The sequence below is a fragment of the Streptomyces sp. Tu 3180 genome, assembly GCF_009852415.1.
Taxonomy (GTDB): domain Bacteria; phylum Actinomycetota; class Actinomycetes; order Streptomycetales; family Streptomycetaceae; genus Streptomyces.
Genome location: NZ_WOXS01000002.1, coordinates 2,998,081 through 3,013,686, shown reverse-complemented (window position 1 = coordinate 3,013,686; position 15,606 = coordinate 2,998,081). Strand labels below are relative to the sequence as shown.

The following is a 15,606-nucleotide window of genomic DNA, read 5'->3' as shown; positions in this document are numbered from 1 at the left end:
ACTACACCCACGTCCGGGGGCGGTAACGGTTGGCACGTTCCACCAGGTCGATCCTCTCCTCGCCGCTCGGCGCCAGCCGGGCCAGCGTGCGGTACGCGCGCTCCAGCCCGAAGCGCAGGCCCCGTTCGTCCAGGCCGCTGCCGAGCAGCGTCCGTCCCCCGGCGGGCGGGGCGGAACCCTGGCCCCCGGAGAGTACCCAGTCCAGCCCGCAGCCGAGGACTTCGGCCGACAGCCGCTCGCGGCGCGCCGGATCCAGACCGTACGCCCCCAGGGCCTCGACCTGCCCGGCGGCGGCGGTCAGGTCGTCCAGGAACGGTACGTCACCGGGGGCGGCGGTGCGTCCGCGCAGCCGTGCGCGGACGGCCGCCACGCGCGCGGCGGTGTAGTGGATGGACGACTCCGGCACCGACTCCAGCGTCCGCACGGCGCCGTGCCGGTCCCCGGTCGCGAACCGGACGCGGGCCAGCCCGAACGCGGCGCTCACATGGCTCGGATCGGTCGACCACACCAGACGGTAGTACTCGGCGGCGTTGTCCAGCTGGCCCAGCACCTCGGCGCACAGGCCGAGCGCCAGCTTGGGCGCGGTCTCGCCGGGGAAGGCGTCGTAGAGCGCGTCGAAGGCGAGCGCGGCCCCCTCGTGGTCGCCGGTGACGAGGGCCGCCACGCCCCGGTACCAGACCACCCGCCAGTCGTCGGGGTCCTGTTCCTCCAGTGCGCGCAGCGCCCGCAGCGCGGTGTCCGGCTCGCCCGTCTCCAGCCAGGCGCGGACCTGGCGCAGCCGGATCTCGGTCGACGGGGCGGGCGCGGCGGCGAGCGCGTGGACCAGCTCCCCGGGCGCCGACGTCAGCAGACCCGCGAGGAAACCGGCGTTGGGGTCGGCGGGGTCGACGTGCGGCACCGGCAGGGCGAGCGCGGCGGCGGGGCAGTCGACCGGCTTGAGCAGGCCGGACGGAGCGGCGGGGGGAGCTCCGGCGGGCGCGGGGAGGGACCGCCCGGGGGACCGCTCCCCGCGCGGGCGGACCGGCCGGGCCCCCAGGCGGGAGGCGTCCCCGTCCAGCGCGGGGAACAGCTCCGTGTCCGTCACCCGCAGCTCCGGGCCGAACAGCGTGGACAGGGCCGGCCGGGCGTGGCCCGACTGGAGGGAGACGACCTCGCGCAGGACGCCCGTCAGCTGCTCGGCCATCTCCTGCGCGGAGGCGAACCGGCGGGCCGGGTCCGGGTCGGTGGCGCGGACCAGGAGGCGGTAGAACGACTCGTACCGCCGGAAGACCTCGATGGTGTCGGGGTCGGGCAGGGAGTCCGCGTAGACGTTCGTGTAGCCCTGGAAGTCGAACGTGAGGACGGCGAGCGTCCGGGCGACCGTGTACAGGTCGGACGCCACCGACGGGCCGACCTCGGCGACCTCGGGCGCCTGGTAGCCGACCGTGCCGTAGATGGCCGACTCCTCGTCGTCCGCCCGGCGCACCGCGCCCATGTCGATCAGCTTCAGCTGGTCCTCGGTCTGGATCGCGTTGTCGACCTTGAAGTCGCAGTACAGCAGGTTGCGGCTGTGCAGGTGGCCGAGCGCCTCCAGCGCCTCGATGCCGTACGCGCACGCCTGCTCCACCGGCAGCGGGTCGCGCCGGCCCTCCGGCGTGCGGCGGGCGTTGGCGATCTCCTTCAGGGACTTGCCGCCCACGTACTCCATGACGATGTAGCCGTCGAGGGAGCCGGTGCGCTGGTCGAGGTGCTCCACGAAGTTGTAGATCCGCACGATGTTGGCGTGCTCGATCTCCGCGAGGAAGCGCCGCTCGGAGATCGCCGCCGCCATCGCGTCCTGGTCGCCCGTGTCCAGCAGGCCCTTGAGGACCACCCAGCGGTCGGAGACCGCCCGGTCCACGGCGAGGTAGATCCAGCCCAGACCGCCGTGCGCCAGACAGCCGACCACCTCGTACTGGCCGTGCACGACGTCGCCGGCCCGCAGCTTCGGGACGAACGAGTAGGGGTGGCCGCACTTGGTGCAGAAGCCCTCCGTGCGCCCCGGCCGGCCGCTGCGGGCCCGGCCCACCGGCGCCCCGCAGTCCGAGCGCGAGCAGAACCGCTTGCGCTCCGGCACCTCGGGGTTCTCCAGCACCATCGCGCGCGGGTCGGGGCGCGGGATCGGCGGCACCCGGACCAGTCCGGCGCCGAGCCGGCCCCGGTTCGAGGAGCCGGCCCCGGAGCCGGAGCTGCGCACCGACACCGAGCGGCCCGTGGCCCGGCCCGACAGCGAGCGGGACAGCCGGCCCGAGACCGAGCGGCGGGACCTCGACGACTGCGACGACCGCGACGACGCGCGCGAACCGCGGCTGCCGGAGCGGGGGCCGCCGCTGCCGGACGAGCCGCGCGAGTCCCGGCCGCCGCCCGTGACGCCGGTCGGGGACGAGCCGACCATGCCCTCCCCGGGCTCCCGGCCGCGCTCGGGCGGGGGAGACCCCGACGCCGACACGACCGGCGCGAGACCGCAGGTGTCGCAGTACAGCTCGCCGCCGCCGACGTCCTCGTACGTGCCGTCGCAGCCGGGGCGCTGACAGGTGCCCGGGGCCGCGGGCCGCGCCCGGTGCGGGTCCTGGCCGTGGGTCCGGCTCTCCGTCCCCTCCTCCGCCTGGCTCATGCGGCTGCCTCCCCCTCGTCGCTCATGCGCCCGGCCCCCTCCGGTCGTCGGGCGTGCCCTGATCCGGTACGCCCGGGCCGGGCACCCGCGGCGCGGTGCCGAGCAGTTCCGCGACCGCCTGCTGGTAGCGCAGCACCGCCTGCTCGGCGGCGCGCAGGTCGCAGGGCGCGCTCCACAGCATGCGGCGCGCCTTCTCGTACCGCTCCACCAGGACGGGGTCCTCCGCGAGGCCGTGCCGGGCCACCTTCGCCCTGTACGCGTCGAGCCGGCCGCGCAGCTCGGCGCGGACCGCCAGGGGCGCGGTGACCGCGGTCAGCGACTCGCGGGCGCGCAGCAGTTCGTCCTCCGCCTTCTGCTCCAGGGACTCCAGCAGGGGGGACAGGCGGTGCCACTGGGCGTGCCTGCGGTACTCGGCGGCCGTCGACAACTGCTCCTGCAGCGCGGTCGGCGGTCCGCTGACGACCGGCACCTCCGTCGCGGCGATCTTCGCGAGCACCTCGCCGCGGGCGGTACGGGCCTCGGCGAGGGTGCGGTCGGCGCGGGACAGCACGTCCCGCAGCCGGACGATGCGCTTCTCGGCGTCCTGGCGGACCGTCAGCACCGCCTCGATCTCGCGGCGCACGTCCTCCAGGGCGCGCGCCTCGCGGTCGTACACCGTGGTGTCCGGTCTGCCGCCGCCCGGCGCCGAACTGCCCCGGTCCGGCTGCCAGAACGCCAGCGGGTCGGAGATCACCTGCTCGCGCAGCCGGGTCAGGGTGCGGGTGATCCGCTCCAGGTCGTCGCCCGCCGGGTGCTCGCCGGGGCGCACCCCGACGGAGTGCGCGAGCTTGCGGGTGCGCTGGAGTTCGGCGGCCAGGAGGTCGATCCGGGCGGGCAGCGCCGACCACACCACGTCCGCGGCGACGACCACGTCGAGCGAGGACGCGTACAGCTCGTTCATCCGGTCGACGAGGGCCGCCAGGGAGTAGCGCTCGCTGAGGCGCCCCCGCGGGCCGTCCGGCGCCGGGGCGCCCGCGGCGGCGGCCGCCGAACCGGCCACCGTGACGCACTCGCCGCGCAGCAGCTCCGTCAGCTCCACCAGGTCCTCGCGGCTGGACCAGCGGCGGCGGGCCCGGGTCTCCCGGGCGGTGCGCAACGCGTCCGTGTAGGCGTCGAAGTACGTCCACAGCAGCGTGATCGCCGCCTCCGTGGCCGTCCAGCGCTCCTGGGTGAGCCCGGTGAGCCGCGCGCCCTCCAGGAGCCTCCGGCCCGCGTGGTCCTGGAGGGCGAGGAGCGAGGTCTCGATCGCCTCGTGCTCGGCGCCGAGCCGCGCCAGCGCACGGTCCACCTCGTCCCGGTCCATCACCGGCCCGGTGGGGTCCGTGTCGCCCATCGATCACCTCTCGCTGCGGGTGGTTGGTGGTGTTGCGGTGCGTCGCCGGTCCGTTCCGCGGGTCAGTTCCCGCGCGCGTACACGGGCGCCGGTGGCTCCGACTTCGACGAGTCCTCGCCCAGCGTGTCCGACAGCCACCTGTCGTAGGAGGCCTGCCAGCCGTCCTCGGGGTCCGCGCGGAACTCCACCAGGATCTGGTTGACCCGGCGGACCAGGTCGTCCGCGTCCTTCTTCATCGCCACGCCGTAGTACTCGGTCGTGAAGGCCTCGCCCTTGAGCCGGACCGTCGGGTCCTGCGCGGCCTGGCTCGCCGCGAGCGCGCCGTCGGTGACCACCGCGTCGACCTCGCCGAGCTGCAGACGCACCAGGCAGTCCAGCTGGTTGGGGACGGTGGTGCGGATGTCGGCGGACTCCGGGAGCCGTCCGGCCTTCTTGTCCTCCTCCAGCTTCGCGTACGCGGTGGAGCCGGCCGCCGTGCAGATCCTCCGGTCCGCGAGCGTCCCGTCGTACCCCTCGACCGGTGACGACCTCGGGGCCAGGACCTGCTGGCCCGTCCGGAAGTAGGGCGCGGAGAACGCCACCTCCTCCAGGCGCGTGCAGTTGATCGTCATGGTGCGGACCACCATGTCGACCCGGCCGGCCTGGATCGCCGGGATGCGCTGGTCGGTGGGGATCGCCTTGAACTGGACCGCGTCCGGGTCGCCGAGTATGTCCTCGGCGATGCGGTGCACCAGGTCGATGTCGAAGCCCTCGAGCCGTCCGCTCTCACCGCCGTTGGGGTCCCGGTAGCCCCAGTGGTAGCTGTTCTGGTCGACCCCGACGATCAGCTTGCGCTTCTCGCCCCGGCGGTTCTTGATCGCCTCGATGGTCGCGCCGTCCGCGCGGGAGGGGGACAGGGTCTGCTTCTCCGGGTCCGCGCACTCCTCGTCCACCCGGGCCGGGGCGGCGTGGGCCACGGACCGGCCGGCGTCGTCGGCCGGGGCTCCGGTGCGGGTGAGCACCAGCGCGAAGACCAGCGCGAGGGCGCAGGCGACGGCCATCGCGCCCACGCCGCCCCAGCCCCTCAGGCCGGCCCGTACGCGTCGTGCGTTCATCGTCACGCCCCCTCTCACCGGTACTCCGACAGCCTGCGGCCGATGCCCAGCACCGCGCCGGCCGCGCCCACGACCGCGAGGCCGGCCGCGCCGGCCGGCAGGCCCGTCAGCGCGTCCCGGCCGTCGCCGGCCGCCTGCTTGAACTCGCCCTGCTCGTGCTCGATCGCCGTGGCCAGGTTCTCGTCGACGTTGTCGAAGCACTCGCCGGTCGCGCCCTCGGCACCGATCACCATGGCCAGCGCCTGCCGGTAGTCGCCGTTCTCGTCCTGCTCGCGGGCGGCCTCGTGACGCCTGAGCCACTCGGTCATGTCGCCCACCGCCGAGGTGACCGGTCGCGCGCCGCTGTCGTCGTCCGCGAGCCGCTCCGCCCGGGCCAGGCCCTCGGCGAGGGCGTCCATGTCGCGCTCGAAGTCGTGGTCGTAGGCGTCGACGGTCTCGTCGCCGACCTTCTTCGTCTCGGCGCCGCGGGCCACCAGCGTGAGGTTCTCGTTGCCGCGGGCCTTCAGCGAGGCGATGCGGGCGTCGTACAGCACGTTGAGCGAGCGCACGCCGTGGTCGCGGGAGTCGTCGAGGCCCGAGCGGGCGACGCTGTGGCCGGCGGTCAGCCAGAGGAGGACCACCGTGGTCGCCGCGGTGGCCGCGACCAGGCCGTGGTTGAGCACGCGGTTGGTGCGCAGGTAGGTGCGGCGCTGGGCCCAGGCGAGCACGGCCAGCGCGAGGACGCCGAGGGCGATGGCGGCCCAGGGGTACGGGGTCGCGTCCGCGTAGTCGGCGCTCAGGCGCTGGTTCTCCCTCTCGTAGAGGTCCTCCGCCGCCGGGAGCATCTCCTCCTGCATCTTCTCGTTCGCGTACCGCAGGTAGGCGCCGCCCACGGGGAAGCCCTGGCGGTTGTAGGTGCGGGCCCGCTCCACCAGGCCCTTGTACTCGGGGAGCAGGCGGTTGAGCCGGGCGATCGTCGCCGTGGACGGGGAACCGGGGTCGGAGCCCGCCGCGGCCTTGACGAGTTTGGCGGCCGCGGTGCGGATGCCCTCCTCGTAGCGGTCCCGGGAGGCGGCGGTCTCCTGGCCGCCGGCGAGGAAGCCGCTGGAGGCCGCGGTGTTGGCGTCGGCGAGGGAGCGGTAGATGTCGGCGGCGTCCGAGGTGAGCGGCTGACTGCCGGTCAGGACGTCGTCCGCCGCGGCCGTCCGGTCGCTCGTCTGCCAGGCGGTGACGGCGCCGAAGGCGAGGACGAGGGCGGCGAGGACCGCGCCGATGATGCGGAGGCGGCCGGGCTCGGTGGTGGCGGCTCGGCGCAGGCGGTCCGCGCCCTCGGCGAAGGCGGTGCGGCGGGCCTCCGGCGGTTGGGGCGCGGGGTGCTGGGTGCCGGGCGCGGGCGCCGGAGCGGGGACGGGGGAGGGCTGCGGCGGTACCGCCGGCAGGACGGGCGGCGGTGGCAGGGCGGAACCCGGTGGCGCCGTGCTGCCGTCCGGCGTGTGTGTCACTTGACCTCCCCCATGGCCATCCGTCGCGGCAAGTATCGCTGCCGGGACCGGCATCCGCACCGGGTTGGCGCGATCTTGGACCGATCGCGTTGCGGTCGCCGGGAGTTCCGGCGTGGTTCTCCGTCCCGCACCACCCCCTGCCCACGAACACGCCCGGGGAATCCGTTCGGTTCCCGGTGCGGACGCCGACGCGCCGGCCGCCGCGGGCGGACGCCCCGTCACCTCCCGCCGCACGCCGCGCCGTCAGGTCTCGTAGTGCGCCCGCAGGCGGTGGTGGGACTCCGGTGGGGCCGCCAGGCGGTCGAGGCCCAGGAGGGCCGCGCCCAGGACCGGGGCGGCGGTGACGGTCCGGGGGACGGCCCTGGGGGCCCGGTCGGCGAGGAGGGCGCGGACGCGGTCGGTGAGCCGGGGGTGCCCGGCCGCCAGGACACCGCCGCCCAGGACGACGGGGGTCTCCTCGTCGAGGAGGCCGAGGCGGGCCAGGGCGACCGTGGCCATCGTGACGACCTCGTCGGCCTGGCGGTCGACGATCGCCCGGGCGACGGGGTCGCCGCCGGCCGCCGTGGCGAAGAGCACCGGGGTCAGTTCGTGGCGGCGGGCCGGGGGGACGTGGCGCAGGTGCAGGGCCTCGACGAGGGCCGGCACGTCGGGGAGGCCGAAGTGGGCCGGGAGGGTGCGGGCCAGGGCGGTGGGGGCGCCGCGGCCGTCCTGGGCGCGGGCCGCGTGCCAGAGGGCCTCCTCGGCCAGGGCCCAGCCGCCGCCCCAGTCACCGGAGATGCGGCCGAGGGCCGGGAAGCGGGCGGTGCGGCCGTCGGGGCGCATGCCGACGCAGTTGATGCCCGCGCCGCAGACCACGGCCACGCCGCGGGGTTCGGTGACCCCGGCGCGCAGGACGGCGAAGGTGTCGTTGCGGACCTCGACGGTGGTGCCCCAGCCGCGGGCCCGCAGGGCCGCGGCGAGCTGTCGTTCCTCGACCGGGAGGTCCGCGTTGGCCAGGCAGGCCGAGACATGGGCGACGGTGGGCGTGCGGGCGGCGGCGAGGGCCCGGGCGACGGTGGCGGACAGGGCGGCCATCGCCGTGTCCAGGCCCACGGCGGGCGGGCGGAAGCCCGCGCCCCGGGCCGTGGCGAGGACCGTGCCGTCGGGGGCGACCACGGCCACGTCCGTCTTGCTGTTGCCGGCGTCGACGGCGAGCACGCCCGCGGTCAGGCCCACGCGAGGTGCTCCCGGTTGTGTGCGATCAGGGTGTCGGCGAGGCGGTCGGCGTACTCGTACTGGCCGATCAGGGGGTGGGCGAGGAGGGCGCGGAACACGCGGGCGCGGGTGCCGTGCAGGGCGGCTTCCAGGGCGAGGTCCTCGTACGCGGTGACGTTCGCCATCAGTCCCGCGAAGAGGGGGTCGACGGGGGCCGCGGGCAGGGGGGCCGCGCCCTTCGGGCCGACGGCGGCCTGGACCTCGATCACCGCGTCGTCGGGCAGGAAGGGGAGGGTGCCGTCGTTGAGGGTGTTGACCACCTGGTGGGGGCTTCCGGCGCCGCGCAGGAGGGCGGCGGCGAGGTCCACCGCCGCCTCGGAGTAGTAGGCGCCGCCGCGTTGTGCCAGGAGGGCCGGCTTCTCGTCGAGGGCGGGGTCGGCGTAGAGGGCGAGCAGGCGGCGCTCCATGTCGGCGACCTCGGCGGCCCGGGAGGGCCTGGTGCGCAGCTCCCGCACGACCTCGTCGTGGGCGTAGTAGTAGCGCAGGTAGTAGGAGGGGACGGCCCCCAGGCGGTCCAGGAGGGCGCGGGGCAGCCGCAGGTCGGCGGCGATCGCGTCGCCGTGGCCGGCGAGGAGGCGGGGCAGGACGTCCTCGCCCCCGGGGCCGCCGAGGCGCACCGCCGTCTCCCAGGTGAGGTGGTTCAGGCCCACGTGGTCCAGGTGCAGGCCGGCGGGGTCGGTGCCGAGGCGGGCGGCGAACGTGCGCTGGAGGCCGATGGCCACGTTGCACAGGCCCACCGCCCGGTGGCCGGCCCGCAGCAGGGCGCGGGTGACGATGCCGACGGGGTTGGTGAAGTCGATGATCCAGGCGCCGGGGCTGGCGCGGCGGACCCGGTCGGCGATGTCCAGGACGACCGGGACCGTGCGCAGCGCCTTGGCCAGGCCGCCGGCGCCGGTGGTCTCCTGGCCCACGCAGCCGCACTCCAGGGGCCAGGTCTCGTCCTGCTGCCGGGCCGCCTGGCCGCCCACGCGCAGCTGGAGGAGGACCGCGTCGGCGCCGTCCACCGCCGCGTCCAGGTCGGTGGTGGTGGTGATCCTGCCGGGGTGGCCCCGGCGGGCGAAGATGCGGCGGGACAGGGGCGCGACGAGGTCCAGGCGGTCCGTCGCCGGGTCGGTGAGGACCAGTTCGGTGAGGGGGAGCGCGTCCCGCAGGCGGGCGAAGCCGTCGACGAGTTCGGGCGTGTAGGTCGAGCCTCCGCCCACGACGGTGAGTTTCATGGCCTTCCCTTCGCTCGGACGAGGGCGCCGTCCCCGCCGCGGCGCGGCCGGCACGGCGCGGGGCGGTCAGCGGGAGGTGTCGAAGACCTCGTCGCGGGTCGTCGCCAGCGCGCTCTCCAGCGCGCCGCGCAGCACGGGGTGTTCGCGGACGCCGCCCAGCACCAGGCGCGGGCGGGCCGCGGCCAGTTCCTCCAGTTCGGCCCGGATCAGGGCGCGCAGCACCTCGCCGCCGGAGGTGAGGCCGGTGCCGCTCAGGACGACGAGTTCGGGGTCGAGGACGCAGACCAGGGAGGCGAGGCCGGTGGCCAGGCGGGTGGCGTAGGCCCTCAGGAACCGGTGGTGGGCCTCGTCGTCCGGGTCGGCGGCGGCACGTTCGACGAGGGCGGCGGCCACCTCGGCGCACGGGCCCCGCGGGATGTCCTCGACGCCCAGTTCGCGGGCCAGCCCCAGGACGGCCCGGGGACCGGCCAGCTCCTGGTAGCCGCCGCTGCCCGCCCTGGTGACCCGGCGGACCAGGGGGGTGCCCGGCACCGGCAGGAAGCCGACCTCGCCCGCGCCGCCGGTGAAGCCCCGGTGCAGCCGCCCGCCGAGCACCAGGGCGGCGCCCAGGCCCTCCTGGTTCCAGAGCAGGACGAAGTCGGTGTGGTTCCGGGCCGCCCCCAGGCGCTGTTCGGCGAGGGCGACCAGGTTGACGTCGTTCTCGTAGGCGAAGGGCACGGGCAGCGCGGCGGCGAGTTCGTCGAGCAGCGCGGGGGAGTGCCAGCCGGGCAGGTGGGAGGCGTAGCGCAGGCGGCCGGTGTTCGGGTCGAAGGCGCCCGGGGTGCCGATGACCAGGCGGTGGAGGTCGGCGCGGGACAGTCCCGCCGCCTTCACGGCGCCGTCCAGGGCGTCGGTGACCCGGCGGACGACGGGGGTGCCGGAGCGGCGGCCGGAGGTGGGCAGTTCGTGCCGGCCGACCGTGCGGCCGGTGATGTCGGCGACGGCGGCGCGGATCCGCTCCGGGGTGACGTCCAGCCCGGCGACGTGTGCGGTGGCCGGGTTGACCTCGTACAGCCGGGCGCCGGGGCCGGGGCGGCCCTCGGTGGTGCCGGCGGCCAGGACCAGCCCGGCCGCTTCCAGGCGGGCCAGGAGCTGGGAGGCGGTCGGCTTGGACAGGCCGGTGAGCCTGCCGATCCGGGTGCGCGACAGCGGCCCGTGCTCCAGCAGGAGGTCCAGGGCGGCGCGGTCGTTCATGGCGCGCAGCACGCGCGGGGTGCCCGGTGTGCCGGCGGTTCCTGCCACGGGGTGCGCCACCTGCCCTTCCGCGCGCCGACGACGGTTAGGAAAGTTTCCTTTCGGTGGGGGGAACGTAGGCCCGTGACGGGGAGGCGTCAAGAGGGGGCGGACACGGGAGAGGGGCGGCGTCCGGAAGCGTTTCCGGACGCCGCCCCTCCCACGGGGTGGTCACTTGGTGGTGCTCGGCGGGGGCAGCGGGGACGCGGCGGCCGACTGCGGGGAGGCCGTGCTCGCGTAGGCGGAGGGAGGGGCGACGCCCGCCGTCGGGTCGGGGGCGGCGGCCTCCACGTCCTCCGCGGCCGTGGCGCCGCCAACGATGCGGATGCCGGCCGCGTCGAAGGCGCGCTTGACGCGCCAGCGCAGCTCGCGCTCCACGGTCAGGGACTTGCCGGGCATCGTCTTGCCCGAGACGCGCATCACCATCGAGTCCAGCAGCACCGAGTCCAGGCCGAGCACCTCGATCGGGCCCCACAGGAGCTCGTTCCAGGGCTCCTCCTTGCCCATCTTCTCGGCGACCTCGCCCAGCGTGGCCCGCACCCGGTCCAGGTCCTCGTCCGCGCGGACCGTGACGTCCACGTTGGCGGTCGCCCAGCCCTGGGAGAGGTTGCCGATGCGCTTGACCTCGCCGTTGCGGACGTACCAGATCTCGCCGCCCTCGCCGCGCAGCTTGGTCACTCGCAGCCCGACCTCGATGACCTCGCCGGCGGCCACCCCGGCGTCGATCGTGTCGCCGACGCCGTACTGGTCCTCCAGGATCATGAAGACGCCGGAGAGGAAGTCCGTCACCAGGTTGCGCGCGCCGAAGCCGATCGCCACACCGGCGACGCCGGCCGAGGCCAGCAGCGGGGCCAGGTTGATCTGGAAGGTGCCGAGGACCATCAGCGCGGCCGTGCCCAGGATCAGGAACGACGCCACCGAGCGCAGCACCGAGCCGATCGCCTGCGAGCGCTGGCGCCGCCGTTCGGCGTTGACCAGCAGCCCGCCGAGCGCGCTGCCGTCCACCGCCTGCCCGGTGCGGGACATGCGGTCGATCAGCTTGGTGATCGCCCGCCGCACCACCACGCGCAGCACCGCAGCTATCACCACGATCAGCAGGACCCGGAGCCCGATCGCGAGCCACGTCGACCAGTTCTCCTCCACCCAGCCGGCGGCGTTGCCGGCGGTCTCCTGGGCGTCCTGGAGCGAGGGCACGCGTGGCGCCTGGGACTCCGAGGGCACGGGCGACGGGCTGTCGGCCGACAGCACGGCGGACAAGGACACGGCAGGTACCTCCAGGTGCACGTCTGCCCCCGGTGCGGCGGTCAAGGTCACGGAAAGGTCACCGGCGCGGGCAGAACCACCACACTAACGGGGCATTGTGGGGGGATCGGCCCGATGTGTGAAGAAGAGACAGGCCTCACCCGTGCTTGAACAGGCCATGATCCTGGGGAGGAATCAGGATGTGGTCGAAAACACTCCCAGCCCGTTACCGGGACATGGTGGCGCGCCCACCAGGCATGAGGGGAGACTGACTACGAAATCGTCCCGGCGCGAGCCACGCGCCGCCGGCGTACAAGGAGGCCCTCCGTGCCGCATGTCCTGGTCCTCAACGCGTCGTACGAGCCGCTCGGCGTCGTACCGCTCCGCCGCGCGCTCGTGCTCGTCCTCGAGAACAAGGCAGTCTGCCTCGAGGAGTCCGGCGCCTATCTGCACAGCGCGACCGTCACCGTCCCCGCACCCAGCGTGGTCCGGCTCAAGCGTTTCGTGCGGGTCCCCTACCGGGGGCCCGTCCCACTGACCCGCCGGGCGCTGTTCGCCCGCGACGGGGGCCGGTGCATGTACTGCGGTGGTGTCGCGACCAGCGTCGACCACGTCATCCCGCGCAGCCGCGGGGGCAAGCACGTCTGGGACAACGTGGTGGCCTCCTGCCGCCGCTGCAACCACGTGAAGGCCGACCGCCACCTGTTCGAACTGGGCTGGCGGCTGCGCCACAAACCCGCCCCGCCCACCGGTCTGGCCTGGCGCATCATCGGCACCGGCCACAGGGACCCGCGCTGGCTGCCCTACCTGCAGCCGTACGGCGCGGACGACGCGATGGCCCGGATCGACGGCATCTCCGCCTGACGACGACCCGGGCCTTCGCGTTCGTGGTGCCGGTGCACCCGCAGCGCGCGGTTCCGGCACCACGGTCGGGGTCAGCCGGCGACGCCGCTGTTCCTGAGCAGGGCGGTGTACGCCGCTTCGGCCGCGCGTCCCTCGAGGGTCCCGGGCGGCGTGTGGCTCAGGAACGCGCGGGTGTCGCCCTGGTGGAGGATCCTGCCCCCGTACATGACGGTGACGTGGTCCGCCTCCTCCGCGAGGTCGGCGACGTCGTGCGTGGACAGCAGGACCCGCACGTCACCGGTGAGTCCCCGCAGGATGTCGCGGAACACACGGCGCTGGTAGGGGTCCATTCCCGCGGTGGGCTCGTCCAGCAGGAGGACACGCGCCCCGTGCACGAGCGCACCGGCGACGCCCACTCGCCGCAGCTGGCCGCCGGAGAGCTGGCTGGTGCGGGCGTCGATCTTGTCGGTCAGGTCCACGCGCACCAACGCCTTGCGCGCCTGCTTCCAGGCATCCGTACGGTTCATGCCCTTCAGCCAGCCGACGTAGGCCACGTACTCACGCGCCGTGAGCGTCGGCATGGGCACGATGTCCTGCGGCATCCACGCCACGGCCCGCCGGTACGCCGAGGTGCCCGCCGGGGCGCCGTCCAGAGCCACGCGGCCCTTGTTCGGTCTGGTCACCGAGGCCGCGAGCTTCAGCAGGGTGGACTTGCCGGCGCCGTTGGGACCGAGCAGGACGGTGAGGCCGTCCGGCAGGGCGTGGGAGAAGTCCTGCAGGACCGGCGGCTTCCAGCGACGGTAGCTGTAGGTGATGTTGCTGAGTTCGAGTGTCACGCTGTTTTCCTCGACGAGCGGACCTGGGCGGCGAGGCCGATGGCGAACACCACCAGGGAGGCGGCTGCCGCGAACACGTCGTCCGCGGGAAGTGCGATGACGGTCCAGGGGCGCGGGGTGTTGTTCGCGTGGAACCCCACGAGTACGACGGTGACGAGCCAGCCCACGGGGAGCATCACCGCCGCCTGACCGGCCCACGCGCGTCCGATCAGCATCAGGCCTGTCAGGAACACGGCGTTGCGGCCACCAGTCGTGGCCGCGGCCGTCCCCTGCACGGAGGCGATGAGAACGCTGCACAGCACCGCCGCGGCCACGATCGCGGTGACGAGCCCGTTGTCGAGCCGCGTCATGGACCGGACTCCGGATGCCTCAGCCGCGGGAAGCCGCGATTCCAGAACTGCCATCAGGAAAGCGAGCAGAGGGACGGGAACGAAGAGCGAGAGCGCGACCCGGGGCCGGCCGAGGATGGCCGGCAGCAGCACCGTGGTGTCCTGCATCGCGTACAGGGCGACGGCGAAGACGGCCAGGCCGAGCGGCAGCAGCGTGTGACCCTTGCGGGCCTTGAACCACCACCTCACGAGGTCTTCGCTTCACATGTGTCGAGCGTCTTCCTGATCCACTCGGTCTGCTCCGCCTGCGGCTGGGCCAGCACCTGGGTGACGTCGGCCCGGACCTGCTTCTCCACCTGCAGGGCCGTAGGATCCAGACCCTCCTGCTCCCGGCGCATCTGGTACGCCTTCTCCTGGCCGGTCCTCATGGCGGCCCACAGCCAGGCCGAGTGGGCGGTACGGACGTCGACCTGCTTGCACCGGAAATGCAGGGACTGCACCACGACCTGGTACACGGCGTCACCCCTCGGGACCTGACGGGTCAGCATCATGCGCCACACCGTATCCGTGGAGGGCTTCTGGAGGCGCCCGTCGACGTAGCCGTCGGTGATGAGACGGGGCTGTGCCGAGGTCGCTCCGGCGTCACGCAGCACGCGCAGGGCCTTGGCGGTGTCGCGCTGGACCTGCGGCAGATGGCGCGCGTTGAACTCCGGTACACACATGCGCGGTGCGCTGCCCGCGCACTTCATCGCCACGTTCCCGGCGGTCAGCGGCGGGGTGGCCGGCCAGTCGGCGGCCGTGCGATAAGCCCCGAAGACCCCGCCCACGGCGACGGCAGCCGCGACGGCGACCCGCAGCGCGCGCCACCCGTAGGGCAGCCACAGGATCATCAGCCCCGCGGCGACGCCGCCGGCCAGCAGCACGGGCACCCCCGCCGCCACAAGGCTGGGCACCTCCCCGAAACCTATGCTCCCGAACTGTCCGGAGACATGGCGAGGCCAGTAGGGCAGGACCGCGCTGGTGAAGGCGACAGCGACCCAGTCGACCACGGCCACGATCGGCGTGGCGATGACGCGCGGGACCCGGCAACCGACGGCGAATCCGAGGACGGCGTGCGCAACGCACAGCACCATCGCGGCGAGCGGCAGCCGCAGGCTGTCGAGGCTGGGCATCGTTGCCGACCGCACAAGTGAGATCGCCGGTGGAGCGAGGAGAACGAGCCACGAAAGCAGGATCACCGGGGCCAGGACATTCGCCGCGATCAGATAGCGAGAGCGGGCCGGGGCCAGCGACCATATCCGGGCACTCCGCAGGCGCCCGCTCTCCCAGCAGGCAAGTGCCGCTGCCACCGCATAAGCCAACGCATAAAGGCTCGTGAGCGGCTCTGCGACAATAGTCGGCGCATAATGGTAGTAACTGGAGAGAGGAGCGGTCTCTCCCGCCATGTAATAGAAGAGTGTCAGCAGGAGAACGACGGGGGCGGCCCATCGCACACTTCCACTGCGCAGACTTGTCGTGAATTTCATTGAGCCTCACTGAATGCTCGACGGCCGGACGGGGGGGTGCTCCAGAAGAGCACCCCCCGGTCGCTGGATACGTCAGCCGTCGGCCTTGGTGGTGTCCACCGTGACCGTGCTCACGCTCAGCTGCGGGCCGAACGTGGAGCCACCGATCTTCATGATCTTGAAGTAGTAGTCGTTCATGCCGGCCGGCAGGTCGGTCCACTCGCCGTTGCTGGTGCCGCCGCTGAAGCAGGCGGTGAACGTCTTGTTGTCGTAGGACAGGTCCGGCAGTGCGGTCCTGTCCCGCCACATCTGCACGTCGGTGCTCTTGGAGCCGTCCGTCCTGCAGTCCGTGAACTGGACCTGCGAGTACAGCTCGTCCGACCAGCGCCGGGATTCGAAGCCCACGCTGGCGGCCGTTATGGAGCTGCTCCAGTTGGCCTCGGCGAGGGGGGCCAGTGCGAGGGTGATCACCGCTGCCGTACCGGCGATCGTGGAAATTCGTGCGCTGTTCTTCATTTTCCCCTGTGTT

The 15,606-nt window shown here is 74.0% G+C and carries 13 protein-coding genes; 1 reads left to right on the top strand and 12 read right to left on the bottom strand.

The window, feature by feature from the left end:
• Nucleotide 1: 1 nt before the first annotated feature.
• The 8 genes from GL259_RS14480 to GL259_RS14445 form a co-directional block, all read right to left on the bottom strand.
• Nucleotides 2-2,632 (bottom strand): serine/threonine-protein kinase, encoded by a 2,631-nt coding sequence (locus GL259_RS14480; protein WP_159532817.1) that lies wholly within the window; start codon nt 2,630-2,632, stop codon nt 2-4.
• Between the two features lie 22 nt (nt 2,633-2,654).
• Nucleotides 2,655-4,004, bottom strand: a complete 1,350-nt coding sequence (locus tag GL259_RS14475) for a hypothetical protein (RefSeq protein WP_159532815.1) — start codon at nt 4,002-4,004, stop codon at nt 2,655-2,657.
• Nucleotides 4,005-4,066: 62 nt separating this feature from the next.
• Entirely contained in the window at nt 4,067-5,098 is a 1,032-nt protein-coding gene (locus tag GL259_RS14470; RefSeq protein ID WP_166461494.1) for a glutamate ABC transporter substrate-binding protein, read from the bottom strand.
• A gap of 14 nt (nt 5,099-5,112) precedes the next feature.
• Nucleotides 5,113-6,579 carry a hypothetical protein gene (locus GL259_RS14465; RefSeq protein ID WP_159532813.1) on the bottom strand — a complete coding sequence of 489 codons (1,467 nt, stop codon included), beginning with the start codon at nt 6,577-6,579 and terminating at the stop codon, nt 5,113-5,115.
• Nucleotides 6,580-6,822: 243 nt separating this feature from the next.
• Nucleotides 6,823-7,794: a BadF/BadG/BcrA/BcrD ATPase family protein gene (locus GL259_RS14460; protein ID WP_159532811.1), complete on the bottom strand. Its 972-nt coding sequence runs from the start codon at nt 7,792-7,794 to the stop codon at nt 6,823-6,825.
• Nucleotides 7,785-9,050, bottom strand: a complete 1,266-nt coding sequence (locus GL259_RS14455; RefSeq protein ID WP_159532809.1) for a 6-phospho-beta-glucosidase — start codon at nt 9,048-9,050, stop codon at nt 7,785-7,787. The genes GL259_RS14460 and GL259_RS14455 overlap by 10 nt, the downstream gene beginning before the upstream one ends.
• 66 nt (nt 9,051-9,116) lie before the next feature.
• A complete protein-coding gene (locus GL259_RS14450; protein ID WP_159532807.1) occupies nt 9,117-10,331 on the bottom strand; it encodes an ROK family transcriptional regulator in 1,215 nt (404 codons plus the stop codon).
• A 162-nt stretch (nt 10,332-10,493) separates the two neighbouring features.
• Complete coding sequence (locus tag GL259_RS14445; RefSeq protein WP_166461493.1) at nt 10,494-11,585, bottom strand: mechanosensitive ion channel family protein; 1,092 nt, start codon at nt 11,583-11,585, stop codon at nt 10,494-10,496.
• Between the two features lie 306 nt (nt 11,586-11,891).
• Between GL259_RS14445 and GL259_RS14440 the strand changes: the two genes are divergently transcribed.
• The gene (locus GL259_RS14440; protein WP_159532803.1) at nt 11,892-12,428 is read left to right on the top strand and encodes an HNH endonuclease; all 537 of its coding nucleotides are present in this window, start codon (nt 11,892-11,894) and stop codon (nt 12,426-12,428) included.
• 71 nt (nt 12,429-12,499) lie between these two features.
• Here the strand turns inward: GL259_RS14440 and GL259_RS14435 are convergent, their stop codons facing one another.
• The 4 genes from GL259_RS14435 to GL259_RS14420 form a co-directional block, all read right to left on the bottom strand.
• Nucleotides 12,500-13,243 carry an ATP-binding cassette domain-containing protein gene (locus GL259_RS14435; protein WP_159532801.1) on the bottom strand — a complete coding sequence of 248 codons (744 nt, stop codon included), beginning with the start codon at nt 13,241-13,243 and terminating at the stop codon, nt 12,500-12,502.
• Nucleotides 13,240-13,821, bottom strand: a complete 582-nt coding sequence (locus tag GL259_RS14430; protein WP_159532799.1) for a hypothetical protein — start codon at nt 13,819-13,821, stop codon at nt 13,240-13,242. The genes GL259_RS14435 and GL259_RS14430 overlap by 4 nt, the downstream gene beginning before the upstream one ends.
• Nucleotides 13,818-14,744: a hypothetical protein gene (locus GL259_RS14425; protein ID WP_159532797.1), complete on the bottom strand. Its 927-nt coding sequence runs from the start codon at nt 14,742-14,744 to the stop codon at nt 13,818-13,820. The genes GL259_RS14430 and GL259_RS14425 overlap by 4 nt, the downstream gene beginning before the upstream one ends.
• 426 nt (nt 14,745-15,170) lie before the next feature.
• The gene (locus GL259_RS14420; protein ID WP_159532795.1) at nt 15,171-15,593 is read right to left on the bottom strand and encodes a hypothetical protein; all 423 of its coding nucleotides are present in this window, start codon (nt 15,591-15,593) and stop codon (nt 15,171-15,173) included.
• Between the last annotated feature and the right edge of the window lie 13 nt (nt 15,594-15,606).